At 68.6% G+C, this 23,193-nt stretch carries 22 protein-coding genes; 10 read left to right on the forward strand and 12 right to left on the reverse strand.

Going from position 1 to position 23,193, the window contains the following annotated elements; translation table 11 throughout:
- Nucleotides 1–3: 3 nt before the first annotated feature.
- Nucleotides 4–1,605, reverse strand: a complete 1,602-nt coding sequence (locus ACF8NF_RS13940) for a gamma-glutamyltransferase family protein (RefSeq protein ID WP_026062513.1) — start codon at nucleotides 1,603–1,605, stop codon at nucleotides 4–6.
- Between the two features lie 172 nt (nucleotides 1,606–1,777).
- On the reverse strand, nucleotides 1,778–2,785 hold the full coding sequence (locus ACF8NF_RS13945) for a tripartite tricarboxylate transporter substrate binding protein (protein ID WP_074923583.1): 1,008 nt from the start codon (nucleotides 2,783–2,785) through the stop codon (nucleotides 1,778–1,780).
- 153 nt (nucleotides 2,786–2,938) lie between these two features.
- Here ACF8NF_RS13945 and ACF8NF_RS13950 point away from each other — a divergent pair, with 153 nt between their 5' ends.
- The 4 genes from ACF8NF_RS13950 to ACF8NF_RS13965 all read left to right on the forward strand — a co-directional run bounded on the left by ACF8NF_RS13950 (nucleotide 2,939) and on the right by ACF8NF_RS13965 (nucleotide 5,634).
- Complete coding sequence (locus ACF8NF_RS13950; RefSeq protein WP_026062511.1) at nucleotides 2,939–3,859, forward strand: LysR family transcriptional regulator; 921 nt, start codon at nucleotides 2,939–2,941, stop codon at nucleotides 3,857–3,859.
- 447 nt (nucleotides 3,860–4,306) lie between these two features.
- Nucleotides 4,307–4,966: a hypothetical protein gene (locus ACF8NF_RS13955; RefSeq protein WP_017405885.1), complete on the forward strand. Its 660-nt coding sequence runs from the start codon at nucleotides 4,307–4,309 to the stop codon at nucleotides 4,964–4,966.
- Nucleotides 4,959–5,507: an ATP/GTP-binding protein gene (locus tag ACF8NF_RS13960; protein WP_392450741.1), complete on the forward strand. Its 549-nt coding sequence runs from the start codon at nucleotides 4,959–4,961 to the stop codon at nucleotides 5,505–5,507. The genes ACF8NF_RS13955 and ACF8NF_RS13960 overlap by 8 nt, the downstream gene beginning before the upstream one ends.
- Complete coding sequence (locus tag ACF8NF_RS13965) at nucleotides 5,497–5,634, forward strand: hypothetical protein (RefSeq protein ID WP_017405883.1); 138 nt, start codon at nucleotides 5,497–5,499, stop codon at nucleotides 5,632–5,634. Before ACF8NF_RS13960 ends, ACF8NF_RS13965 begins: the two co-directional genes overlap by 11 nt.
- A gap of 59 nt (nucleotides 5,635–5,693) precedes the next feature.
- Here ACF8NF_RS13965 and ACF8NF_RS13970 read toward each other — a convergent pair whose 3' ends face one another.
- Nucleotides 5,694–6,407, reverse strand: a complete 714-nt coding sequence (locus ACF8NF_RS13970; protein WP_016453989.1) for a Crp/Fnr family transcriptional regulator — start codon at nucleotides 6,405–6,407, stop codon at nucleotides 5,694–5,696.
- A gap of 89 nt (nucleotides 6,408–6,496) precedes the next feature.
- Between ACF8NF_RS13970 and ACF8NF_RS13975 the strand changes: the two genes are divergently transcribed.
- On the forward strand, nucleotides 6,497–8,530 hold the full coding sequence (locus ACF8NF_RS13975) for an alkyl/aryl-sulfatase (RefSeq protein WP_392450742.1): 2,034 nt from the start codon (nucleotides 6,497–6,499) through the stop codon (nucleotides 8,528–8,530).
- Here ACF8NF_RS13975 and ACF8NF_RS13980 read toward each other — a convergent pair.
- Nucleotides 8,524–9,255: a uracil-DNA glycosylase gene (locus ACF8NF_RS13980; protein ID WP_017405881.1), complete on the reverse strand. Its 732-nt coding sequence runs from the start codon at nucleotides 9,253–9,255 to the stop codon at nucleotides 8,524–8,526. The genes ACF8NF_RS13975 and ACF8NF_RS13980 overlap by 7 nt on opposite strands.
- Before the next feature lie 233 nt (nucleotides 9,256–9,488).
- Between ACF8NF_RS13980 and ACF8NF_RS13985 the strand changes: the two genes are divergently transcribed.
- Together ACF8NF_RS13985 and ACF8NF_RS13990 are read left to right on the forward strand one after the other, a co-directional pair.
- On the forward strand, nucleotides 9,489–10,817 hold the full coding sequence (locus tag ACF8NF_RS13985) for a HipA domain-containing protein (RefSeq protein ID WP_209799431.1): 1,329 nt from the start codon (nucleotides 9,489–9,491) through the stop codon (nucleotides 10,815–10,817).
- Between the two features lie 5 nt (nucleotides 10,818–10,822).
- Nucleotides 10,823–11,146, forward strand: a complete 324-nt coding sequence (locus ACF8NF_RS13990) for a helix-turn-helix transcriptional regulator (protein WP_016449541.1) — start codon at nucleotides 10,823–10,825, stop codon at nucleotides 11,144–11,146.
- Here ACF8NF_RS13990 and trpC read toward each other — a convergent pair.
- The 8 genes from trpC to ACF8NF_RS14030 all read right to left on the reverse strand — a co-directional run bounded on the left by trpC (nucleotide 11,143) and on the right by ACF8NF_RS14030 (nucleotide 20,355).
- Nucleotides 11,143–11,946, reverse strand: coding sequence for an indole-3-glycerol phosphate synthase TrpC (gene trpC, locus ACF8NF_RS13995; protein ID WP_016449540.1), 804 nt, complete (start codon nucleotides 11,944–11,946; stop codon nucleotides 11,143–11,145). The two genes, ACF8NF_RS13990 and trpC, sit on opposite strands and share 4 nt — an antisense overlap.
- A gap of 50 nt (nucleotides 11,947–11,996) precedes the next feature.
- Nucleotides 11,997–13,031, reverse strand: a complete 1,035-nt coding sequence (trpD, locus tag ACF8NF_RS14000) for an anthranilate phosphoribosyltransferase (RefSeq protein ID WP_013804671.1) — start codon at nucleotides 13,029–13,031, stop codon at nucleotides 11,997–11,999.
- A gap of 29 nt (nucleotides 13,032–13,060) precedes the next feature.
- The gene (locus ACF8NF_RS14005; RefSeq protein ID WP_012202700.1) at nucleotides 13,061–13,648 is read right to left on the reverse strand and encodes an aminodeoxychorismate/anthranilate synthase component II; all 588 of its coding nucleotides are present in this window, start codon (nucleotides 13,646–13,648) and stop codon (nucleotides 13,061–13,063) included.
- Between the two features lie 398 nt (nucleotides 13,649–14,046).
- Nucleotides 14,047–14,670: a hypothetical protein gene (locus tag ACF8NF_RS14010; protein ID WP_012202699.1), complete on the reverse strand. Its 624-nt coding sequence runs from the start codon at nucleotides 14,668–14,670 to the stop codon at nucleotides 14,047–14,049.
- A 28-nt stretch (nucleotides 14,671–14,698) separates the two neighbouring features.
- Complete coding sequence (locus ACF8NF_RS14015) at nucleotides 14,699–16,309, reverse strand: VWA domain-containing protein (protein WP_016449538.1); 1,611 nt, start codon at nucleotides 16,307–16,309, stop codon at nucleotides 14,699–14,701.
- Between the two features lie 2 nt (nucleotides 16,310–16,311).
- Nucleotides 16,312–17,556, reverse strand: a complete 1,245-nt coding sequence (locus ACF8NF_RS14020) for a toxic anion resistance protein (protein ID WP_063327569.1) — start codon at nucleotides 17,554–17,556, stop codon at nucleotides 16,312–16,314.
- Nucleotides 17,557–17,578: 22 nt separating this feature from the next.
- Nucleotides 17,579–18,691, reverse strand: a complete 1,113-nt coding sequence (locus ACF8NF_RS14025) for a hypothetical protein (RefSeq protein WP_312840791.1) — start codon at nucleotides 18,689–18,691, stop codon at nucleotides 17,579–17,581.
- A gap of 167 nt (nucleotides 18,692–18,858) precedes the next feature.
- Nucleotides 18,859–20,355, reverse strand: a complete 1,497-nt coding sequence (locus ACF8NF_RS14030; RefSeq protein ID WP_061288982.1) for a hypothetical protein — start codon at nucleotides 20,353–20,355, stop codon at nucleotides 18,859–18,861.
- 379 nt (nucleotides 20,356–20,734) lie between these two features.
- On the opposite strand from ACF8NF_RS14030, the gene ACF8NF_RS14035 reads away from it, so the two are divergent.
- From ACF8NF_RS14035 to ACF8NF_RS14045, 3 genes are read left to right on the forward strand one after another with little or no spacing between them, the layout of a single operon-like run.
- Complete coding sequence (locus tag ACF8NF_RS14035; RefSeq protein WP_155294163.1) at nucleotides 20,735–20,899, forward strand: hypothetical protein; 165 nt, start codon at nucleotides 20,735–20,737, stop codon at nucleotides 20,897–20,899.
- A gap of 15 nt (nucleotides 20,900–20,914) precedes the next feature.
- Nucleotides 20,915–21,682: an enoyl-ACP reductase FabI gene (gene fabI, locus ACF8NF_RS14040; protein ID WP_016449534.1), complete on the forward strand. Its 768-nt coding sequence runs from the start codon at nucleotides 20,915–20,917 to the stop codon at nucleotides 21,680–21,682.
- 33 nt (nucleotides 21,683–21,715) lie between these two features.
- Nucleotides 21,716–23,191: an efflux transporter outer membrane subunit gene (locus ACF8NF_RS14045; RefSeq protein ID WP_074923575.1), complete on the forward strand. Its 1,476-nt coding sequence runs from the start codon at nucleotides 21,716–21,718 to the stop codon at nucleotides 23,189–23,191.
- Nucleotides 23,192–23,193 lie beyond the last annotated feature (2 nt).

Consider the following 23,193-nt stretch of genomic DNA (forward strand, 5'->3'; position numbering starts at 1 on the left):
CGCTCAGAACGCCACCACGCCCCCGTCCTTGCGCGGGTCCGATCCGCCGATGTAGTGGTCGCCGTCGCGCAGCACCAGCTGCGCGCCGCCGAAGGCGAAGACGCCATGGCCTTCCTCCACCGTGACCTCATGGCCGCGTGCGCGCAGGGCGGCGACGACCTCGGCGTCGAAGGCGGGTTCCACGGCCACGCCCTTGCCGCCCGTCACGCGCCAGCGCGGTGCGTCGGCGGCGGCCTGGGGGTTCTGGCCGTAGCGCAGCACACGCAGGGCCATCTGCAGGTGGCCCTGGCTCTGCATGGGGCCGCCCATGACGCCGAAGGCCATCTGGGGCGTGCCGTCGGCGTTCATCGCAAAGGCCGGGATGATGGTGTGCGAGGGGCGCTTGCGCGGCGCGACCTCGTTGGCATGGCCGGCTTGCGTGGTGAAGCCGTGGCCGCGGTTTTGCAGGCTGATGCCGGTGCCCGGCACGACCACGCCCGAGCCGAAGCCCATGTAGTTGGACTGGATGAACGAGACCATCATGCCGCTGGCATCGGCCGCCGCCAGGTAGACGGTGCCGCCGGGGCGCGGTGCGCCGTAGGTGGGCGCGCTGGCGCGCTCGCGGTCAATGAGCGCCGCGCGTTCGCGCAGGTAGCGGGCGTCCAGCAGATGGGCGGATTCGACGCGCATGTGGTCGCCGTCGGCGTTGTATTCGTGCAGGTCGGCCAGGGCCAGCTTCATGGCCTCGACCTGCAGGTGCACGGACTCCACGCCGTCCAGCGGCTCGGCGCCCACGCCCAGTGCATCCAGCATGCCCAGCGCCATCAGCGCGGCAATGCCCTGGCCGTTGGGCGGGATCTCGTGGATCACCGAATCGCCAAAGGTCTGCGACACCGTGCCGACCCAGTCGGCCTGGTGGGCGGCCAGGTCGGCCTCGGTCATGGCGCCGCCGCAGGCCTTGGCGTGCTCGGCCATCGAGCGCGCCAGTGCGCCGCGGTAGAAGGATTCGCCCTTGGTGGCGGCGATCTCCTCCAGCGTGCGCGCATGGGCTTCGCTGCGGAACACCTCGCCCGCCTTGGGGGCCTTGCCATCGGGCAGGAAGCACTCGGCAAAACCGGGCTGGTCGCCGAGCTTGGCGCCGCCCAGCGCCCACAGCGTGGCGATGGTGGGCGAGACCGCAAAGCCGTCGCGCGCATAGCGGATGGCGGGCTGGGCCAGTTGCTCGAACGGCAGCTTGCCGAAGCGGCGCGACAGCTCCACCCAGGCCGAGACGGCGCCGGGCACGGTGACAGCGTTCCAGCCCTTCTCGGGGATGCCGCCCAGCGCGGCGAAGTACTCGGGCGTCCAGGCTTCGGGCGAGCGGCCCGAGGCATTGAGGCCGTGCAATTCCTTGCCGTCCCACAGGATGCAGAAGGCATCGCTGCCCAGGCCGCAGCCCGTGGGCTCGACCACGGTCAGCGCCATGGCCGTGGCAATGGCCGCATCCACCGCATTGCCGCCGGCCAGCAGCATGGACAGGCCGGCCTGCGCGGCCAGCGGCTGCGAGGTGGAGACCATGTTGCGGCCCAGCACCGAAGAGCGGTGCGAGGCGTAGGGAAGTGTCCAGTCCGTAACAGTGCTTGTCATATCAATTTCCATAGCGCCAACGCGCCACCGATAGCTTGAGGAACCGCAGGCACGGCCCAGCTCAGGGACGCCAAGCAAGGGCCTACGCCGGCCGCGCCACCCCGCAGCAAGGGCGTCGTCCCCCTCCCGCAGGAGAGGGGGAAGCGGCAAAGCCGCTCAGGGGGTGCTTCACTCAATCCAATGTGATTTTGTTGTCTTTGATGACCTGCGCCCAGCGCGCGCTGTCGGCCTGCACCATGGCGGCGAACTGCTCGGGCGTGCGCGGCGATGCGGCTTCCACGCCCTGCCTGGCCAGGCTGGCCACCACCTCGGGATTCTGGATGGCCTTGTTGAAGGCCTGATTGATCCGCGCGACAAGTTCGGGCTTCATGCCGGCCGGGCCATAGACGCCGAACCAGGTGACCGAAGAATAGCCGGGCAGGCCGGACTCGGCCACCGTGGGCAGGTCGGGCGCCAGCGCGCTGCGCTTGTCGCCGGTCACAGCCAGGGCGCGCAGGCGGCCGCTGGCCACATGGGGCATGCCGGTGGGAATGGAGTCGAACAGCAGGTGCACCTGGCCTGCGGACAGGTCGGTGATGGACTGCGCCGTGCCCTTGTAGGGCACATGGGTCAGCTGCAGGCCTGCGCGCGCCGCGAAGGCCGCCGCGTTCAGGTGGACGATGGTCCCGTTGCCGCTGCTGGCGTAGTTGAGGGCGCCCGGATGGGCCTTGGCGTAGGCGACCAGTTCCTTGACGCTGCGCGCGGGCAGAGAAGGCGTGACCAGCAGGATACTGGCCGCCCCGCCGATCTCGGCAATCGGCGTGAAATCCTTGTCGGCCTTGTAGGCCAGACGGGTCATCAGGTGCGGCGAGATGGCATGCGTGCTGCTGGTGGTGAACAGCAGCGTGTAGCCGTCCGGCGAGGCCTTGGCCGCCTCGCCCGTGCCGATGGTGCCGCCCGCGCCGGGGCGGTTGTCGATGACCAGCTGCTGGCCCAGGTCCTGCGACATGCGCTGCGCCACCACGCGCGCCACGAGGTCGGTGGCGCCGCTGGCCGGAAAGGGCACGACCAGGCGCACCGGGTGCGAGGGCCAGGACGCCTGGCCCTGGGCCACGGCGGGCAGGGCCATGGCGCCAGCCAGGGCACAGGCCGCAGCCACGAGGGTGCGGCGTGGAAGTAAAACGCTGGGCAATGCCTTCATGGGCACACTCCTGGTCAGAGGGTTGGACAGCTGCAGCCGCTGCTCCCTGCAACGCCGCAACAGGCCATCGTAGAACCCTCGCCCCTTTGCCGCCATAAGCAAATTTGCAAACCTGCGTTGCCTCTGCGGCAAATTGATGACAATCGGGGCGACATGCCCGACGCCCGCCACCTTCTTTTGCAGGACACCGCGCTGCGCTACTTCCATGAAGTGGCGCAATGCGGATCGCTGACCGAGGCCTCGGCGCGGCTGCATGTGGCGGCCTCGGCCATCAGCCGCCAGATCGCGGCGCTGGAGGGGCTGCTGGGCACGCCGCTGTTCGAACGCCACCCGCGCGGCATGGTGCTCAATGCGGCCGGCGAGATCCTGGCCGACCATGTGCGCCGCGCCGGCCTGGATGCCGAGCGCGCGCTGGGCGAGATCGAGGCCCTGCAGGGGCTGCGCAGCGGCCGCGTGCGCATCGCAAGCTCCGACGCCTTTGCCAACGAGTTCCTGCCGCGCCTGTGCGCGGCCTTCCAGCGCGAGCACGCCGGCATCGTCTTCGAGGTCATGGTGCTGCCCACGCCCGCCGTGCCCGAGGCCGTGCGCAGCGGCACGGCAGACATCGGCCTGTGCTTCAGCCGCGCGCCCGAAAAAGGCATTGCCGTGGCCTGCCGCGTGGCCGCGCCGCTGGTGGCCCTGGTCGCCCCCGGCCATGCGCTGGCGCAGGCGCGGCGCCTGTCGCTGGCCCAATTGGTGCGCCATCCGCTGGCGCTCACGCCGGCCGACACGGCCGTGCGCCAGCTGCTGGACGCCGCCTGCAGCCGCCAGGGCCTGATGCTGATGCCCGTGATGGAGAGCAACCACGGCAAGACCCTGCTGAACTTTGCAGCCCAGGGCGCCGCCGTGGCCGTGGCCAGCGAGATCGCCGCGCGCCACATGGTGGCCACGGGCGCGCTGGTGGCCGTGGCGCTCAGCGACCGGGGCATGGACCTGCGCGACATCGAGGTGCAGACCCTGGCCGGCCGCACGCTGCCGCATGCGGCGCAGTCCTTCCTGGAGATGCTGCAGCTCAGGCTGCCAACCTCCTGGTAATCCGCCTGGCGCCCTGGCATGGAACGCCCAGACACAAAACACGGCAAGCCTGCTGAATTTGCAATGCATTCCAAGGTCTTGGTTACAACAACCAGATAACTCCTGTTTTTCAGCGCCGCCATGGCTCCGAAAATCCGGAAGCGACAAAAAAACCGCTCAAAGCGTCTGAAGTCTCGCTGCAGGAACGCAATGCGCTAGGACTGATCCGGATACATATCGGACGATTCCGAATCACGCTGGCGAACTGCCCGCTCCCGCTCCAAGCGCTTCCTATGATGCGCCCGCATCTCCTTTGAAATCATTGGCATGCGCGGCTTGCTTTGCCGTGCGGCGCATTCAGGACAGGAAACGGCAACGTGATGGGCACAAGGAAACAGGCAGGCCGGAGCCTGCGGGCAAGGCAACTGCAATTGCGGTTGCGGCTGCAATTGCTGAAGGCAATGCGGCATGGATGAGCGTGCCACTCTCACCTTCACGCTGCGCGGCCTCGATGACCGCGACGCCAGGCTGTTCCGCTCCTTCGTGCGGCTGGTGGACCACCGCACGCAGCACCGCTGGGAATGGACGGAATCCTCGGCCGACCTGGTGGTACTACATGACGGCGTGCACGAGCCGCCGTCCAGCCGGGTGACGCTGCGCGTGGGCCGCCAGCCCCAGAGCACCCGCCCCACGGGTGACTACCTGAGCCTGCCCCTGCGCGCCGACGCGGTGGAGGACTGCCTCAATGCCATGGGCCTGCGCGCCCTGGCCGTGCGCCAGACGGCATCCGGGCAACGCATGGTGGTGGCACCCCACCCGGCAGCGGCGACCGACATGCTGGTGCAGCTGCTGCGCTGGCCCCCCCAGCGGCTGCTGACAAGCGCGCACCACATGCGCCTGGCCACGTTGATGACGGGCCGGCCGACCACCTTGCAGGCGCTGTGCCGGCGCTCAGGCCTTGCGCCGGAGATCTGCGCGGCCTTCCTGAACCGCCTCGATGCCATCGGCCTGCTGCGCTGGACCGCCGCGGCACACCGCAGCAGCGCTGCCCCGGGTCCTGCCCAGGGCATTCTCGACCGCATCCGCCAGCGGCTGGCCCAATTGACGAGAGCCTCCGTGCATGAGTGAGCTGAAGATCCTGATTTGCGGAACCGCGGGCGCGGGCAAGACCACCGCCATACGCGCCATCAGCGAGATCGCTCCGGTAAGCACCGACGTGCGCAACACCGATGCGGCAGTGGACAAGGCCCTGACCACCGCCGGCATGGACTACGGAGAACTCACCCTGGACAACGGCGAAAAACTGCACCTGTACGGCACGCCGGGCCAGGAGCGCTTCGACTTCATGTGGAACATCCTCTCGCACGGCGCGCTGGAGGTGATCCTGCTGATCGACAACAGTCGGCCCGACCCACTGGGCGACCTGGATACCTACATCAATGCCCTGTCCGCCACGCTGCGCACCACGGCCTGCGTGGTGGCCGTGTGCCGCATGGACCGGCATGGCCGGCCCGACCTCGAAGGATTTGCCCTGCACCTGCAGTCGCGTGGCCTGCTATGCCCGGTGGTGCCGGCCGATGTGCGCGAGCGCGCGCAGATGGTGGCACTGATCGAGTTGCTGCTGCTGCAGATCGAAGCCCTGTCGCAGGACAGCCCCCATGCAGAATGACCCCGCCCTGAAGGCGCGCGCCCACCGCGAGGGACTGTTCCTCTACCTGGTGCTCGACAGGGCCAAGGCCCATCTCGCACTGGCGCGGTGCAAGGTGCAGGACGTGGAAGGCGTGCTGGTGGTCTGAAACGGCGGCCAGTTAGCACGTAGCGCCGCCTTGATGGACCCTCACACAACCGGGCCTTCTCAGAACCGCTCGGCGCACAGCGCCTGCCACTGCAGGATCTCGATCTCGCCGCGCTGCACCCGGATGAGGCCGCGCGCCTGCAGGCCCTGCAGCAGCACGTTGGTGGTCTGGCGCGAGATCGACAGCATGCGCGCCAGCTGCTCCTGCGTGATATCCAGGCGCGGCCGGGCCGGCACGTCGTCCAGCCGCTCGCCGTAGCCACGCGCCATGGCCACCAGGCGGCGCGCCAGCCGCTGGGGTGCGGGCATCAGGGCAAGGTCCTCCAGCGCCGCGAAGGCCGCGCGCATGCGCCCCGACATCAGCACGCCCAGGTCATGCCAGTGCGCGGGATGCTGCTGCAGCCAGTCCAGCAGCGGCTGGCGCGGCACCTGCAGCACCTCGCTGGGCTCCATGGCGTGGGCATCATGGGTGCGCGGCGAGCCGTCGAACAGCGCGATCTCGCCAAACCAGGTGGCCGGTCCCATGCGCGTGAGCAGAGCCTCGCGCGCCTGCTCGCTCTGGCCGCCCACACCGGAGAAACCGATGCTGCCGCGGACCACGGCGAACAAACCGCCCTCCAGCGCATCGCCGCGCAGGAACAGGGCTTCGCCCGCCTCCAGGCGGCGCGGCTGTGCCAGCGCCAGCAGCAAATCGGCAAACTGCGGCGCCAGTGCGCTGAACCAGCGGCCGGCGCGCAGCGTGGGCAGGTAGGAAGAGGCGAGGGAAGCTTGCATGGAAAGGGATGTCGGGTGGCTGACAGACACAGCCGGCGGGCCTGCGTATTTTCGCCGCTGACATCGAACACATGCCAGGAGACCTTCCCATGCAAGCCTCACACCCCCTGCCCCGCGCGCTGGCGCGCCCTTGCCGCCTGCTGGCCTGCCTGGCCGCCGCCGCCCTGCTGAGCGCCTGCGCAGGCAGCAGCCTGCCGGTCTCCGACATGGCCCGGCCACAGGCAGCCAGCGCGGCCACGCGCGCGGCCCAGCAGGCTGCGCTGGCGCAGCAGCCTCAGGATGACGCCCAGGCCATGGAGGACGCGCAACGCGGCCTGATCGCCTCGGCGGATGCGCTGGTGGTGCGCAATGCCCAGGGCCGGCCCATCTGGGGCATGCAGGCCTATGCATTCCTGCAGCAGGACCAGGCGCCCGACACCGTGCACCCCGCGCTGTGGCGCCAGGCACAGCGCAACCGCGTCAGCGGCCTGTTCCAGGTGACGGACGGGCTCTACCAGGTGCGCGGCCTGGACCTGTCGAACATGAGCATCATCGAGGGCGAGACGGGCCTGATCGTGGTCGATCCGCTGATGTACACCGAGACCGCCCAGGCCGCCATGGACCTGTACTACCAGCACCGACCGCGCAAGCCGGTGGTGGCCGTCGTCTACTCGCACAGCCATGTGGACCATTTCGGCGGCGTGCGCGGCGTGGTGCGCCAGGAAGAGGTGGATGCGGGCCGCGTGCAGGTCATCGCGCCCGCTGGCTTCATGGCCGAGGCCGTGGGCGAGAACGTCATCGCCGGCCACGCCATGGGCCGGCGCGCGCTCTACCAGTTCGGCATGCTGCTGCCGCGCGATGCCAGGGGACAGGTGGACGCAGGGCTGGGCAAGGCGGGTGCGCCCGGCACCATGGGGCTGATCGCGCCCACGCGCGTGATCGACAAGCCGCGCGAGACCCTGCGCATCGACGGCGTGGACATCGAATTCACGCTCACGCCCGGGGCCGAGGCGCCGGCCGAGATGATCATGTACTACCCCCAGCTCAAGGTGCTGAACATGGCCGAGATCGCCGTGCATACCCAGCACAACCTGCTGCCGCTGCGCGGCGCCCAGGTGCGCGACGCGCTGGGCTGGTCACGCCACCTGAACGACGCCCTGCACGCCTATGGCGGCCAGGCACAGATCCTGATCGCCCAGCACCACTGGCCGGTCTGGGGCCAGCCCCGGCTGCAGCGCATGCTGGCCAGCCAGCGCGACACCTACAAATACCTGCACGACCAGACCGTGCGCCTCATGAACCACGGCTACGTGGGCTCGGAGATCGCCGAGATGCTGAAGATGCCCGAATCCCTGGCCCGCGACGGCGCCACACATGCCTTCTACGGCCACCTGCGCCACAACATCCGCGCCATCTACCAGCACTACCTGGGCTACTACGAAGGCAACCCGGCCCAGCTGGAGGCGCTGCCGCCCGTGCCCGCGGCGCGCAAGACCGTGGAATACATGGGTGGCGCCGACGCCGTGCTGCGCCGTGCGCAGGCCGACTACGAGCGCGGCGAATACCGCTGGGTGGCGCAGATCGCCTCGCAGCTGGTCTTTGCCGACCCGGCCAACCAGGCCGCGCGCCGTCTGGCGGCCAATGCCTATGAGCAGCTGGGCTACCAGATGGAATCGGCCACGGCCCGCAACGCCTTCCTGCAGGGCGCGGCGGAGCTGCGCCAGGGCGTGCCCCAACTTCCCAGGCCCGGCAGCGCCGCGCGCGACCTGGTGCGCAGCCTGCCGCTGGAGATGTTCTTCGACTACCTGGGCGTGCGGCTGGACGCCGGCAAGGCCGCAGGCCAGCGCATCGTGCTCAACTGGACCTTCACCGACACCGGCGAGCAGCGCAGCCTGAACCTGGAGAACAGCGCCCTCACCCAGAGCCCGGGCCTTGCGCCCTCCGCCCATGCCAGCCTGCGCCTGACGCGCGCCACGCTGGACGCCATTGCAGGCCAGGAGACCACGATGGCCGAGGCCATCAAGAGCGGCCAGCTGCGCATCGAGGGCGACGCCTCCAAGGTGACAGCGCTCATGTCCATGCTGGACCGCTTCGACAGCGTGTTCCCCATCGTGGAGCCACGCCCCGAGCGGGCCGCTCAGTAGCCGTGCTGGGCGCGGAAGTCGCGCGCCTTGCCGAAGTGCCCGTTGCCGATGAAGGGCACGGGCGGGCGCAGCGCCGACAGAGGCGAGGGATGGTTGCTGGTCAGCACCAGATGCCCCCGGTCGGCCGGAATGAAGGCGCGCTTGGACTGCGCATGGCTGCCCCAGAGCATGAAGACCACGGGGCGCGTGCCCTGGGCGATGTGCCGGATCACCGCATCGGTCAGCAGCTCCCAGCCCTTGCCCGAGTGGCTGGCCGCCTGGCCTTCCTCCACCGTGAGACAGGTGTTGAGCAGCAGCACGCCGTTCCTGGCCCACTTGACCAGGCTGCCGCCCGGGTTGGGGAACGGCGGGAAGGGCACGCCCAGGTCACGCTGCATCTCCTTGAAGATGTTCTGCAGCGAGGGCGGCATGCGCACGCCCGGCGCCACCGAGAACGACAGGCCTTCGGCCTGCCCCCGGCCGTGGTAGGGGTCCTGCCCCAGGATGACCACGCGCACCTCATCGGGCGGGGTCAGCTCCAGCGCGCGCAGCGGCTGGGGCGGAAAGATCACCGCGCCGGCTTCCAGGCGCTGGTGCAGAAAGGTCAGCAGCTGCTGGCCCGTGGCACCCGCGAAGAAGTCCTCGACCAGGGGCTGCCAGTCGGGCGCAACGGGCCAGTCGGCGGGATCGGCGGATTGGAGTTGGTCGGCTTGCGCCGGGGCGATTGCGTCGTCTTGAAGGGCCATGGCGGATGGGGGCACCGCCGCCACATGCCGAGGCAGCAGCCTCCCTCAATAAAGTACAGCTGAAATGCATGGGCGCAAGCGCCATGCCTGTTGGATCACGGCAAGCATACCTTTCCCTGCGGCGGGGAGGTACGTCCGCCTCCAATGGTTCCCCAAAGACAGACAATGGTTACACGGAAAAACATACGAAAAACCTTGAGTCAGTCCAATGCTTTACCTAGAATTTCGTGTAAATGACCGCAAACTGCACTCTACAACTGCACCACTGCAGCGCCTGGCACGACGTCGCGAGCGTGGACCTGCGCGGGCAGCAAGGAGAAGGCTGGAAGGCCAGCACCTACTCGGGCTATACCGTGGACTGGGCGGTCCAGCATGCGGGCGCCACCGATGCCCGCGCCCTTTGCGCCCGTTGGCCTGTGGGGCTGGAGCCCCTGCAGCAGGTGCATTGGCCAGTCTTTCTGATCGACATGCTGCCTCAAGGCTTTGGTCGGCGCGAGCTGCTGCAACGCCTGGGCCAATCTCCCCTGGCAGGTGCGGTTGCCGACTGGCAGTTGCTGCTGGCCGGGGCAGGTAACCCCATAGGAAACCTGCGCGTCAAGGAAGCGGCGCAATGGCTGGGCAACCATGGGGGAGGCATGCGCGGGTTCACCGACGAGGAGGTTGCGCAACGCGGCGACGAGTTCTCCGAGTACCTTGCCTCGCATGGCCTGTTTGTTGCCGGGTCCTCCGGGATACAAGGCGAGTGGCCCAAGGTGCTGCTGACACGCGCCCAGGATGGTCTGCTGTACCTGGACCACACCCTTGCGGACGAGCAGGCGGTGCAGCACTACATCGTCAAGTTCGGACGCGGCACCGACCCGCAGCTGGCCTGCATCCTCAGGCATGAGGCCACCTATATGCGTCTGGCCGCCGATCTGGGACTGCGGGTGCATGCACCGCTGGAGTTGCACCAGCGTGCGCTGTTCATACGACGGTTTGACCGGCAGGTGCACCGGGGCGCGGTCACGCGACTGGCGCAGGAAAGCATTGCCACGCTGACCGGCATGCCAGGCTTCGAAGCCGTGCCCGACCATGACACGGTCTGCCTGGAGCTGATGCGGCACTGCAGCCACCCGCAGCAGGAAGTGCTCGAATACATCAAACGCGACATTGCCAACCTGGCCCTGGGCAACAAGGACAACCACGCGCGCAACACCGCCGTGCAGCGCGGTTTCGATGGCCGCATCGCGCTCACGCCCCTGTACGACTTTGCGCCCATGTATCTCCACCCGGACGGCATTGCCCGACGCATCCGCTGGCGGGATGAACAGGGCGGCCGGCCCGATTGGGGCCGTGTGCTGGATAGCGTCTGTGCGCTGGCCGCGCAGCTCCCTCGAAAACGCCGGGGCACGCAGTCGGCTCCGTTGCAGCGCGATCCACTGGTGAAAGGCCTCAAGGCCATGATTCCCGCGCTGGAGCGCATCGCCGCAGACGGTCTGGCGCTAGGGCTGGAGCCCGAGGTTCTCGGCCACCTGCGTCCCGCCCTCCTGGCACGTGCGCAGGAGCTCGCTGCGCTGCGCTGAAGACCATGGACAAGCGTTTCACCCCCATTCCCATTGCCCAGCAGCTGGAGCTGCGCAGGCAGGCCATTGACGATGTGCTGGCCCACCCCGAATGGTCTTTGCCGCAGGCCGTGCGGCATCTGAAGAAGACCATGCGGCTGACCACGGCCGAGATGGCCAAGCTTTGCGGCGTTTCCTATAGAACGCTGCAGGACATCGAGCAGGAGCGCAGCGAAGGCAGCGTGCAGACCATGAACCGCATCTTGGCCATGCTGGGGCTCAAGCTCGGGGTGGTGCGCATCGTGCGGACCCCGGATTCACCGGCCGGCCCGCACAACGACGCGTCTTAGGCAAACAGCTTGGCCAGCGCCTCCCCCGGCTCCTTGGCGCGCATGAAGGCCTCGCCCACCAGGAAGCCGTGGATACCGGCATCGCGCATGGCCTTGACGTCCTCGCGGCTGCCGATGCCCGACTCGGTGACCAGCAGGCGGTCGGCGGGCACGTTCTTTTGCAGGTCCAGCGTGGTCTGGATGCTGACCTCGAAGCTGCGCAGGTTGCGGTTGTTGATGCCCACCAGCGGCGTCTTGAGCCGCAGGGCGCGGTCCAGCTCGGCGCCGTCATGGACCTCGACCAGCACGGCCATGTCCAGGCTGTGGGCGATCTGCTCCATCTCGGCCATCTGCGCGTCGTCCAGGCAGGCGGCGATCAGCAGCACGCAGTCGGCGCCCATGGCCCGCGATTCGTAGATCTGGTAGGGATCGACCATGAAGTCCTTGCGCAGCACGGGCAGGTGGCAGCTGGCGCGCGCCTGCTTGAGATAGTCCACGCTGCCCTGGAAGAACTGCTTGTCGGTCAGCACCGAGAGGCAGGCGGCGCTGACGCCCTTGCCGTCGCCATCGGCATAGCTTTGCGCGATGTCGGCGGGGATGAAGTCCTCGCGGATCACGCCCTTGCTGGGGCTGGCCTTCTTGATCTCGGCGATCACGCCGGCCTGGCCGGCGGCGATCTTGGCGCGCAGCGCGCCCACGAAGTCGCGCGTGAGCACGCGGCTTTCGGCGTCGCGGCGCATGTCCGCGAAGGGCATGCGCTTCTGGGCGGCCGCCACTTCCTGCACTTTCACGTCGCAGATTTGCTTGAGGATGTCGGACACGTTGCTTTCCTTGGTTTCTTGTATTCGGTGGTCGATGGGGGCTGCGCGGCTCAGGCCGTCAGCCGGGCCGTGTAGGCCACGAGTTCGTTGAGCTTGGCCAGGGCCGCGCCGCTGTCCAGCGCCGCCTGGGCGCGGGCCATGCCGTCCTCGATGCTGGAGGCCACGTTGGCCGCATACAGGGCGGCACCCGCGTTCAGGCAGACGATGTCGCGCGCGGCACTCTTTTCGCCATGGAGCACGCCCAGCAGCATGGCCTTGGATTCCTCGGGATTGTCCACCTTGAAGGCGCGCGTGCCCACCATGCGCAGGCCGAAGTCCTCGGGATGGATCTCGTACTCGCGCACCACGCCGTCCTTGAGCTCGCCCACCAGGGTGCCCGCGCCCAGGCTGATCTCGTCCAGGCCGTCGCGGCCATAGACCACGATGGCGTGCTCGGCGCCCAGGCGCTGCAGCGCGCGCACCTGGATGCCGACCAGGTCCTCGTGGAACACGCCCATGAGGATGTTGGGCGCGCTGGCCGGATTGGTCAGCGGGCCCAGGATGTTGAAGATGGTGCGCACGCCCAGCTCCTTGCGCACGGGCGCCACGTTCTTCATGGCCGGGTGGTGGTTGGGCGCGAACATGAAGCCGATGCCCACGTCGGCGATGCTGCGCGCGATCTGCTCGGGGCTGAGCTGGATGTTGACGCCCAGCGCCTCCATGGCGTCGGCGCTGCCGCTCTTGCTGCTGACGCTGCGCCCGCCGTGCTTGCTGACCTTGCCGCCCGCCGCCGCGATCACGAAGATGGAGCAGGTGGAGATGTTGAAGGTGTTGGCGCCATCGCCGCCCGTGCCCACGATGTCCACCAGGTGGCGCTTGTCCTCCACATGGACCTTGTTGGAGAACTCGCGCATGACCTCGGCCGCGGCCGTGATCTCGCCGATGGTCTCCTTCTTCACGCGCAGGCCGGTGACGATGGCCGCCGTCATCACGGGCGACAGCTCGCCGCGCATGATCAGGCGCATCAGGTGCAGCATCTCGTCGTGGAAGATTTCGCGGTGCTCGATGGTGCGCTGCAGCGCTTCCTGGGGGGTGATCTGGGTCATTGCGGTGTCTCGGTTGGGTGCCGGCCTGCTCAGGCCTTCTGTTCCAGGAAATTCTTGAGCATGGCATGGCCATGCTCGGTGAGGATGCTCTCGGGGTGGAATTGCACGCCCTCGATGGCCAGGCTGGTGTGGCGCACGCCCTGGATCTCGCCGTCCTCGCTGGTGGCCGTGATCTCCAGGCATTCGGGCAGGCTGGAGCGCGCAATGGCCAGCGAGTGGTAGCGGTTGACCGTGAACTGCTCGGGCAGGTCGGCGAACACGCCCTTGCGGTCGGTGGTGATGACGCTGGTCTTGCCATGCATCTGCTGGCCCGCGCGCACGATGTCGCCGCCGAAGGCCGCGCCAATGCTCTGGTGGCCCAGGCACACGCCCAGGATGGGCAGGCGGCCTGCAAAGTGCTGGATGGCCGCCACGGAAATACCGGCTTCGGCCGGCGAGCAGGGGCCGGGCGAGATCACCAGGCGGTCGATCTTCTCGCGCTCGACCAGGGCGATCACCTCGTCCAGCGTGGCCTCGTCATTGCGCACCACGGTGACATCGGCACCCAGCTCGCCGAAGTACTGGACGATGTTGTAGGTGAAGCTGTCGTAGTTGTCGATCATCAGCAGTCTGGTCATACCGGCTCCTGGGTCTCAAAGGGAAAAACGGGTGGCACGGGCATGCCGCAGCGAAGGCTGGCGCGGGAATGCGCGCAATGCTGCCTGGGTCTGGAAGGGGGAATCTGAGGGCATCTGGGCAATCTCCTGGGTTCTGGGAGCCGCCGTGCCGGGGAGCCATCTGCTGAGTGAGCCTTGCTGCCGTCACGGCGGCAAGGTGCGGTACGCAACCGCGACGACGTGCCGCTTCCTTATTGGAAGCGCCACCACTGTGCAACGATGATCGAAACGGGCGTACCGTTCATGGCTGTCTTGGATCGAGAGTTCAGGTGTCTGGAAGACGGGAATGCAGCAGGCTGCATGGCGGAGCATGCTAACACAGGGTCCGCGCAGCGTGGCGGGACGACCCTGCAGGCGCCTCACTTCAGGAAATCCGGCTGGTCGAACTTCTGCTTCAAGAAGCGGCCATTGGCCAGCAGCGCCTGCGCGTCGCTGGCCGCCACATGGGCCACCACCTGCTGCATCTGCCCGGCCAGCAGCGCCAGCTGCTCGGTCAACAGCTGCCTGGGCGTCTTGCCGTCCTGCACGGGCTGGGTGACACGGAACAGCGGCGGCAGCGCCGCATAGTGCGACAGCGTGGCGGGCAGGTACTGCAGCACCGTTTCGCGCACGGTGAACAGGCCGTCGTTGAAGACCGGGCCGGCGTCGGCCAGCGAGGGCAGCACCTCGTGCACCGAGCCGCGCACGCTGTCCAGGTGCTTTTGCATCTCGGGCGTGAGCATCGGGCGGGCCTTTTGCACCAGCTCGTCGATGCGTTCGCGGATGTCCTCGGCGCTCCAGTGCTGCTGCAGCGCCCGCTCGAAGCTGGCACCCGCGGGCTGCAGGGCCCAGCCCAGCAGCAGGCCCGCGACGTACAGGCCCAGCGTGATCCAGCCCCAGCCGGCACCGATCACGCCGGCAAACAGCAGCACCGGCCCCAGCAGGGCCAGCGCCAGGCCGGCGAGGTTGCCATTGCCGTAGAAGAAAAGCTGCAGGCGGCGCATCAGGCGGGTCCGATCGCTGGCGGCGCTGTCACTGGTAGCCCCGGATTTCCTTGAACACCAGCGGCAGCCCGCTCTTGCCGGTGTTGCGCGCATCGAAGGCGCGCCCGCCCGTCAGCGCGGCCAGGGCCTGCATTTCGCCGGACTGCGCCTCGCCAAAGATGATGGGAAAAACGCGCACCAGCGGCGCGCCGCCGTCGCGCGCCATGCGCTGCTCGCGCTCGAATGCGGCCCAGTCGCGGCCGGCCGTGTTGGCGCCATCGGTCAGCAGCACGATGCTGACGAAGCGCTCGGGATCGGCCCGCAGTTCCTGGCGTGCCTGCTGCTGGGCCAGCGTGAGCGCGTCGTAGATGGCCGTGCCGCCGTCGGCCACCAGGCTGTCGGCATAGGCCAGCACCTGGGCGCTTGCGGCCTGCAGGTCGCCCGCCGCGAACTGCACGCGCGCGGGCTGGCCGACCAGGCCCGAAAACGGAATCAGCAGCACGCGCTCGCGCGCCTGGAAGGCGGCATAGCGCTGGCTGGCGGCCGAGGCCTCGGCGCCGGACAGCAGCTTGAGCGCCTCCTTCATCTGCGCCAGCCGCGCACCCTTCATGGAGCCGCTCACGTCCAGCACGAAGATGCTGGTGGCCGGACGGCGCAGATCGCTCTGGTAGGCCGAGAGCACGGCATCGATCACCTCCAGCCGGTTCGGAAAGCTCAGCTCCACCACGGGCGCCGTGGGCAGGGCCGGGCTGGCCTGCGCCTCGGGGCTGGCGGGGCGCAGCTGGGCCTGGCGCAACGGCTGGCCCTGGAAGGCGGGGGCCTTGAACTGGGCGACCAGCCGGTCATAGTCTGCGCGCCGCGCAGCGTTGAGCAGCATCAGCGGATAGTCGGCCGAGATCACGCCGTCGCGCGGGTAGACCAGGGTGAGCCGGTCGGCGGCGGGCAGCTTCTCGTTCAGGCGCAGGATCACGGCCTCGTAGTTGACCAGCGCATCGACGGCGCCGGGCTCGCGCTCGAAGGCCTCGGCCAGCCAGCCGGAGCTGCCGGCGGTGAGCTTCTGGCCCGACAGGAAGTCCTTGAGCACCTTGGCATTGACCTCCCTGGCGTCCAGGTCCTCGGTCTTGCCGGCCACGGCCGAGGCCACGGCGAACAGTGCGCTCATGCCGGTGTTGGAACTGGCCGGATTGGTCATGCCGTAGCGCAGCCGGCCCTGGGCGGCAGCGCGTGCGATGTCGGCCCAGGTGGGCGGGGCCTTTTCCCAGCCCAGCTTGTGCAGCACGGGGACCTTCACGCCCAGGGCCACGCGCGAGTAGAAAAGCTTTTCGCGCGCCAGCGGCTTGTTCGCCAGCGCCAGCGCGGGATAGGCGCCATTGGGCGGCAGGATGGCGTCGTACTGCTCGCCCGCATTGATGCGCTCGACCATCTCCAGCGTGCCTGCATAGCTGAGCTTGAGCGGTACGCCCGCCGCCGTGGCGGCCTGCTCCAGCGCGGGCGCCACGTCCTTGAGTTCGGAGCCGGCCAGCACGGTGAACGCACCCTGGGGACCGGCGGGCGCATCGGCCTTTGCGGCGGCCTGCGGCGCGGGTTCGGGCGACTTGCCGCAGCCGGCCAGGACCAGCGCAAGGCCCAGCAGCCACCAGGCCGCCAGGCGCCGGAACATGCTCACAGCACCACCTCGCCGGCGGGCGCCTGCAGCGCCTCGCGCACGTCCTCGCGGCGGCTCTTTTCCAGATAGGCGCGGGACTTGTCCACCTCCTGCGACAGCGTGTCCACCGTGGTCTGCATGGAGGCCAGGGCCTTGACCTTGAAGTCGGCCATGGCGTCCATGGTCTGGTAGATGTTGCCGAAGGCCTGCTGCAGCCTGGCGATGTCGATGGTGCTGCCGGCCGCCTGCTCGTGGATCTTCCCGCTTTGCTCGCGCAGCAGCTCGCTGGTGCCGGCGATCAGGTTGCCCGTGGTGGTGTTCAGCGCCGTGATCTGGTCCAGCACCAGCTTCTGGTTGGCCAGCGCCTGCGCCACGATGACGGCCGTGCGCAGGGCAGAGACCGTGGTGGTGGTCGCGCGGTCCACGCCCTTGGCCAGTTCGAGGTTGTTCTTGCGCACCAGGTCCAGCGCCAGGTAGCCCTGCACGTTCACCGCCATCTGGGTGAGCAGGTCGGTGACCTTCTGGCGTGCGTAGAACAGCATGTCCTCGCGCACCACGCGCGCCTTTTCAGGGTCGCTGGCGTCCAGCTGCGCCGCCTTGGCCTCCAGCGCCGCGTCCAGCTTCTTGCCGATGTGGATGTATTTCTCCAGCCGCTCCATCAGGCCCCACAGGTTGGCCTTTTCCTGCTCGATGGCGGCGTTGTCGCGCAGCAGCTCGTCCTTGCCGCGCTTGAGGCTGTCGATGATGGCGTTCAGGTGGCTCTGGCTGGACTGGAACTTGTCGAAGTAGTCCACCAGCCTGTTGCCCATGGGGATCAGGCCCAGCAGCTTACGCGGCTTAAACAGGTCATCCTGGCGCGAGGGGTCCAGCGCCTCCACCTGGCGGCGCAGGTCGATCAGGCCCTGGCCGATCTGGCTGCCCTGGTCGAACAGGCCGTTGTTCAGCGTCTTGACGGGGCGCTCCAGCATGCGGTTGGAGACGGCCGCAGCGGCCTGCACCTCCTTGTTGCCCATGCCGTGGATGCGCTCGACCGCGCCCTTGAAGGCGGGCGACTGGCTGTCGTTGGCGGTGATGTCGTCGATGAACTGCGCCACCTGCGCGTCCAGCTGCTGCACTTCCTCGGCCTTCAGGCGGACCTTGCCGCTGGCCGACTCGATGGGCACGGGCAGGGCGGGCGCAGGCGGCTCCAGCACGAAATCCTGCTCCTGCGCAGGCACGGCCACGGCGGCGCTGGCAGCGGTGGTCTGGGGGGTGTTGCTCATCGGTTGCTCCTGGAACGTTCGGTCATTTGAAGCGCTGCTCCATGTCCACGATCATTCGCTCCAGCCACTCTTGGCTGGGCGGTTCGATCACATCCACCAGCTGCGCGGGCGCCTGCACGCCCTGCCCGGCCCAGCGCTCGGGGCCGTGCGTGTCGCCGCCGGTGCGAAAGCCGTATTCCTGCGCCAATGCGCGCAGCTGCGGGTCGGATTCAAGCAACTGGCCCACGCGCTCGCCTGCCGGCGTGTAGGGCACGAGCACATGCTTGGAATACAGCGTGGGCTGCGGGTAGAGCATCACCATCTCGCCGCTCCTGCGCTGCGGGTGACGCAGCAGGAACTCCACCAGCTGCGACTCATAGGCCACCAGCAGCGGCGCCTTGCCCATGCCCAGGGCCAGGTAGTCCTCGAACGGCCCGGCCGACGAGCTTTCCTGGAAGCCCTGGCGCAAAAACAGCGGCGCCACCTGCGGCATCACGCGCTCCAGGTCGGCCGGGCTTTGCACCACCTGCTGGCCGTTGAGCACATAGCTGGCCAGCGCCAGGTACATGGCGGCGCTGTTGGAGCTGCGCACATCGGTGCTGGCGGGCAGCACGGCCTTGCCGGTCGCAAAGGCGCCGGAGGCCTTCAGGTCACGCCAGCGCGTGCCCTTGCCGGCCATGGCCAGCAGGGCGGGAAGATCGGTCACGTAAAAGAATTCGCCCTGCTTTTGCGCAACGCCGTTGGCGATCAGGATCTCGGCAATGGGCCGCCAGCTGGCGAACACGATGGGCGTGTAGAACGGCGTGTAGACCGTGCCGGCCCTGGCCGCCGCCTTGAGCTGGGCCGCGGCCGGCGCGCCCGAGGGAAAGCCGAAGTCGTACTGCTTGGGGTCGTAGCTGTTGGCAATGCTGCGCGAGCCGGCCTTTTGCACCGTCACCGTCACGCCGTGGCGCGCCAGCACGTCGCGCACGCGCTCGTCCTGGAAGAAGGCTTCCTTCTCGGAGCCGATCAGGCCGCGCGCCGTCACGGCCTGCTGCTGCGCCCGCTGCGCCTGGCGGTCCTGCACCAGGGCCGTGCGCGAGTACCAGACGCCGCCGCCCACGGCCGCCAGCAGCAGCGCCGCCAGCCCCGCCGCCAAAGCACGGCGCGCGTTCATTGAGTGGCTCCGCCCTGGATGACGGCAAGATGAAATTCGGTCATGAACGCGCGGGCCGTTGTCATGTCTTGTTCAAAAAAACTTCTTATACGGAAGTTTTGTGACACAACGACGACACACGGCCCGGCCCGCGCCGCGACTACCTCAACGCGACTATCTCAGCGCGACTACCTCAACGCGAGTTGCTCAGTGAAGCTGCGCCCACCGGGCGTTTCGCGGTGCTGCTGGGTGCGGTGCTCCACCAGCTGGTCCCACGTCTGCATCTGGCGCTCCTGCGTCTTGCGCAGCGCGCCGGTGACCTGCTTGCCGGCTGTCTCGATCAGCGTGGTGATGGTGCGGCTGTCCTGCACCTTGGTCAGGTCATAGTTGCCCGACTGCAAATCCAGCATGCTGCGGTTGCGCGCCTTTTTGGACTCGGCGTTCAGGGACTCGGTCACCACCTGGGCGATCGACTCGCCCTCCCTGCCGCGGGACTGCCGGGTGGTCTTCTGGCCCACCTGGTACTCGGCGCGGCCGATTTCGGTCACGGCGCCGAATTCGTTGGTGTTCTCGAAGTCACCGCTGAAGCTGGCCTGGAAATCGGCCAGGCCGCTTTGCAGGGACTGCACGGAACGCTCCAGCCCGGAGAGCGCGACGATGGCGCCCGGCGCGGCCGGCGCCTGCGCGTTGTGCAGCTGACTGAAGGCACTCTTGAACATGTCCACCAGCGCCGCATCCGCACGGCCGCGCTGCGCGGCGGCATCAAAGCGCTTCAGATGCTGGTCCAGCGCGGACTGGCGCTGCGACGCGCTGGCGCCTGCGGGCGCGTCGGACTCCAGGTTGACGGCCAGCTCGCCCGCCGCGCCCTTCATCGCCACCGATCGGCCATCGGCGCCCACATGCAGGCTGAACGAGGACAGGGGCTGCGAAGGCTTGGGGTTCTTGATGTCCAGGTCCAGGCCGGACAGCACGCTGCGATCGAAGTCCATCAGCTTGCCCAGTTCCAGCTGGGGCTTGCCCGGCTTTCCCAGGCCTTCCAGCGCTTCGTCCAGCCCGTCGGCCAGCTGGGCGATGGCCGCGCTCTCGGCCTGGCTCAAGGTGCCGGAACTCTTGACCTCGACCCGCAGCCCGCTGCTGCTGCCCGCTTCGCTGCCGTCGTTCGTGGCAATCCGCAGCTCCACGGTCTGGCCCGATTGCGTGCGGATCTTCAGGCTCACGGTGGCAGCGCCCACGGACACATCGCTCAGTGCGGACTTGTCCAGGGCCTGCGCATCCGCGCTGCCTGCGACGGAGTCGGCCGCCGTGGGCGCCTGGTACTCCGCAACCGTCTGCTGGTAGTCCGACGGCGCGGCCGCAAAGCGCGACAGCAGGGCGCCGCCCAGGCCGCGCCAGCGGTCGGCCAGGCTGGCCGACGGGCCCAGGCCCAGGTTGCGCGCCATCAGGGTGCTGATGTCGTCCCTGTCTTGCGAGGCCCAGGCCCGGGTCAGCCTGAACTGGCCCAGTTCCACGGGCTGCGGTTTGGCATAGATGACGCTGGACCCTGCGGACTGGCCCAGCGTGACCTGCGTGCCCGGGTCGGCGGGTGCAGCAGCTGCCGTGGTCGCTGACGACCTCACGGACACCGTGGGCCGCATGCCCGCTGCGCTGGCGGCAAAGCTGGCGCCGGTGGATGAAATGCTGGTCATGGATTGAACATCTTCCTTCGGTCTTGTCCCGACTGAATGGCGGCCCAGACCTTTGCAGGCCGGGGATTTTCTCTGTCCACGGACCATCGGCAGATTTCCGGTTTTCTTTACCTCCCATGCACCAATATGGTGTGAATACCTTGTATTCATTGAAATCCGGCCAATACAGAGAATGCTCGGCTGTTGGCGCAAAAAGACACCATTGCTCTACTGGGCACAGCAACCGGCGGCAAGCGGCATTCTCCCCGTGAGGCAGCCCTCTTTGACCTGAGTCAAGACTATGGAGTGAACTGCATCGATATAACGAAACGGCATCGCCAAAATCGGTCGCTGCAGTGCAACATAGATAGAATGAAAAAGACCAGGAGACGATATTGGCATGCAAACCTTTGATTTGCATGCATCAAAACAAGCTATCAAAAGCTTCGTAGTCACAGGAAATACAAACATTCGCCGTGGCGCATATGTCGGCAATGCCGCGCCATGCCCCGTGATTCCTGACGAAGCCGCCCCAAGGCGGCCTGTTTCCCGGCAGACCTTCTGATCTGGAGCATTCGAGATGACGCTATTGGCTGGCAAAAAAGGCCTGATCGTCGGCATCGCCAACCGCGACAGCATTGCCTGGGCCTGTGCCCGGGCCATGCATGCGGCGGGCGCCGAGATCGGCGCGACCTGGCAGAACGACAAGGCCCGGGCGCATGTGGAGCCCCTGCTCGACGAGATCGGTGCCGAGCTGCGCATGCCGCTGGACGTGGGCGACGACGAGCAGATGCGCGCGCTGTTCGATGCCGCCGCCGTGCGCTGGGGCCGGCTGGACTTCGTGCTGCACGCCGTGGCCTACGCCCCGCGCAAGGACCTGCAGGGCCGCGTGGTAGACAGCTCCCGCGAGGGCTTTGCGCTGGCCATGGACATCTCCTGCCACTCCTTCATCCGCATGGCCCACCTGGCCGAGCCGCTGATGGCGGCCAGCGGCGGCAGCCTCATGACGCTGAGCTACCTGGGCGCCAGCGAGGTCATGCCGCACTACGGAATCATGGGCCCGGTCAAGGCCGCGCTGGAGTCCACCACGCGCTACCTGGCGGCCGAGCTCGGCCCCTCGCGCATCCGCGTCAATGCCGTCTCGCCCGGGCCCATCGCCACGCGCGCGGCCTCGGGCATTGCCGCGTTCGATGAACTCGTGGCCGACAGCGTGCGCCGCTCGCCCATTGCCGGCGAATTGCAGCCCGACGACGTGGGGCCGCTGTGCGCCTTCCTGGCCTCGGACGGGGCGCGCGCCATCACGGGCTGCACGCTGTATGTCGATGGCGGCCACCACATCCTCAACTAGCGGCTGCCGCACCGGCACCCCGCAGCACTGCAGATGACCCTCCCATTCCCCCGAACCGCCGCCGCCGCGCTGGCAGCCGCACTGGCCGCCGCCCTGGCGGGATGTGCCTCCCTGGCGCCGCCGCACGAGCCGCCGCCCCTGCCCACGCCCGAGGCCTGGCCTGCCCATCTGCAGGCGGGCGCCCAGGGTGTCGCCGCCGCCGGCCTGCCCTGGCGCGAGTACTTCACCGACCCCGTGCTGCGCCAGCTGATCGCCACCGCGCTGGAGCACAACCGCGACCTGCGCGTGGCCGCGCTGCGCGCCGAAGAGGCGCGCGCGGCCTTCCAGATCCAGCGCTCCGAGCTGTTCCCGGCCATTGGCGTGGGCGGCCAGGCCGCGCGGGCGCGCGTGCCTGGCGATCTCAATCTTTCGGGCCGCTCCGTGGTCAGCGGCGAGTACCGCGCCGAGGTCGGCTTCAGCAGCTGGGAGCTGGACCTGTGGGGCCGCGTGCGCAGCCTCAAGGACGCAGCCCTGCAGACCTGGCTGGCCAGCGATGCGGGCCGCCACGCCGTGCAGACCGCGCTGATCGCCCAGGTGGCCGACGGCTACCTGGGCCTGCGCGAGCTGGACGAGCGCGTGGCCATTGCGCGCGAGACGCTGGCCACGCGCCAGGAATCCTTTCGCATCTTCACGCGCCGCGAGGCCGTGGGCGCCAGCTCGCGCCTGCAACTGGCCCAGGTCCAGACCCTGCTGACCCAGGCGCAGGCCCTGCTGGCCCAGCTGGAGCTGGCACGCGCGCAGCAGCTGCACGCACTGGCCCAGCTGGTCGGCGCCCACCCGGGCCCGCTGCCCGCCGCCGCACCCTTTGACGACGCCCTGGTGCTGGCCGAGCTGCGGCCGGGCCTGCCCTCGGAACTGCTCACGGCGCGGCCCGACATTGCCGCGGCCGAGCACCAGTTGCGCGCGGCCCGGGCCCAGATCGGCGCGGCGCGCGCCGCCTTCTTCCCGCGCATTGCGCTCACCGCCCGCTGGGGCACGGCCAGCGCCGAACTCGACGGCCTGTTCGACGGCGGCAGCCGCGCCTGGGCCTTCGTGCCCACGGTGTCCCTGCCCATCTTCGACGGCGGCCGGCGCCGCGCCAACCTGGAGCTGGGCGAGATCCGCAGCGACATGGCCGTGGCCCAGTACGAGAAAGCCATACAGACCGCCTTCCGCGAGGTGGCCGATGGCCTGGCCGCGCGCCGCTGGCTGTCCGAACAGATCACCGTGCAGCGCACCGCCGTGCAGGCCCAGGCCGAGCGCGCGCGGCTGGCGCAGCTGCGCTACGACAACGGCTCGGCCGCCTACCTGGAGGTGCTGGACGCCCAGCGCGACCTGCTGGCCGCACGCCAGCAACTGGTGCAGGCGCGGCGCGCCCTGCTGTCCAGCCAGGTGGGCCTGTATGCCGCCCTGGGCGGCGGCAGCGGGGCGGAACCTGCCGCGCTGCCCGCCACCGTGCCGGCCACGCCTGCCGATCCCCCGAATTCCTGAAG

It is taken from the genome of Delftia sp. WSY_22, from assembly GCF_043104185.1.
Classification (GTDB): domain Bacteria; phylum Pseudomonadota; class Gammaproteobacteria; order Burkholderiales; family Burkholderiaceae_C; genus Comamonas; species Comamonas tsuruhatensis.

Bases quoted from the DNA above. Each gene is read 5' to 3' on its own strand.
- ACF8NF_RS13940 (WP_026062513.1), bottom strand. From the start codon at position 1,605: ATGACAAGCACTGTTACGGACTGGACACTTCCCTACGCCTCGCACCGC.
- ACF8NF_RS13945 (WP_074923583.1), bottom strand. From the start codon at position 2,785: ATGAAGGCATTGCCCAGCGTTTTACTTCCACGCCGCACCCTCGTGGCT.
- ACF8NF_RS13950 (WP_026062511.1), top strand. From the start codon at position 2,939: ATGCCCGACGCCCGCCACCTTCTTTTGCAGGACACCGCGCTGCGCTAC.
- ACF8NF_RS13955 (WP_017405885.1), top strand. From the start codon at position 4,307: ATGGATGAGCGTGCCACTCTCACCTTCACGCTGCGCGGCCTCGATGAC.
- ACF8NF_RS13960 (WP_392450741.1), top strand. From the start codon at position 4,959: ATGAGTGAGCTGAAGATCCTGATTTGCGGAACCGCGGGCGCGGGCAAG.
- ACF8NF_RS13965 (WP_017405883.1), top strand. From the start codon at position 5,497: ATGCAGAATGACCCCGCCCTGAAGGCGCGCGCCCACCGCGAGGGACTG.
- ACF8NF_RS13970 (WP_016453989.1), bottom strand. From the start codon at position 6,407: ATGCAAGCTTCCCTCGCCTCTTCCTACCTGCCCACGCTGCGCGCCGGC.
- ACF8NF_RS13975 (WP_392450742.1), top strand. From the start codon at position 6,497: ATGCAAGCCTCACACCCCCTGCCCCGCGCGCTGGCGCGCCCTTGCCGC.
- ACF8NF_RS13980 (WP_017405881.1), bottom strand. From the start codon at position 9,255: ATGGCCCTTCAAGACGACGCAATCGCCCCGGCGCAAGCCGACCAACTC.
- ACF8NF_RS13985 (WP_209799431.1), top strand. From the start codon at position 9,489: ATGACCGCAAACTGCACTCTACAACTGCACCACTGCAGCGCCTGGCAC.
- ACF8NF_RS13990 (WP_016449541.1), top strand. From the start codon at position 10,823: ATGGACAAGCGTTTCACCCCCATTCCCATTGCCCAGCAGCTGGAGCTG.
- trpD (WP_013804671.1), bottom strand. From the start codon at position 13,031: ATGACCCAGATCACCCCCCAGGAAGCGCTGCAGCGCACCATCGAGCAC.
- ACF8NF_RS14005 (WP_012202700.1), bottom strand. From the start codon at position 13,648: ATGACCAGACTGCTGATGATCGACAACTACGACAGCTTCACCTACAAC.
- ACF8NF_RS14010 (WP_012202699.1), bottom strand. From the start codon at position 14,670: ATGCGCCGCCTGCAGCTTTTCTTCTACGGCAATGGCAACCTCGCCGGC.
- ACF8NF_RS14015 (WP_016449538.1), bottom strand. From the start codon at position 16,309: ATGTTCCGGCGCCTGGCGGCCTGGTGGCTGCTGGGCCTTGCGCTGGTC.
- ACF8NF_RS14020 (WP_063327569.1), bottom strand. From the start codon at position 17,556: ATGAGCAACACCCCCCAGACCACCGCTGCCAGCGCCGCCGTGGCCGTG.
- ACF8NF_RS14025 (WP_312840791.1), bottom strand. From the start codon at position 18,691: ATGAACGCGCGCCGTGCTTTGGCGGCGGGGCTGGCGGCGCTGCTGCTG.
- ACF8NF_RS14030 (WP_061288982.1), bottom strand. From the start codon at position 20,355: ATGACCAGCATTTCATCCACCGGCGCCAGCTTTGCCGCCAGCGCAGCG.
- ACF8NF_RS14035 (WP_155294163.1), top strand. From the start codon at position 20,735: ATGCAAACCTTTGATTTGCATGCATCAAAACAAGCTATCAAAAGCTTC.
- fabI (WP_016449534.1), top strand. From the start codon at position 20,915: ATGACGCTATTGGCTGGCAAAAAAGGCCTGATCGTCGGCATCGCCAAC.
- ACF8NF_RS14045 (WP_074923575.1), top strand. From the start codon at position 21,716: ATGACCCTCCCATTCCCCCGAACCGCCGCCGCCGCGCTGGCAGCCGCA.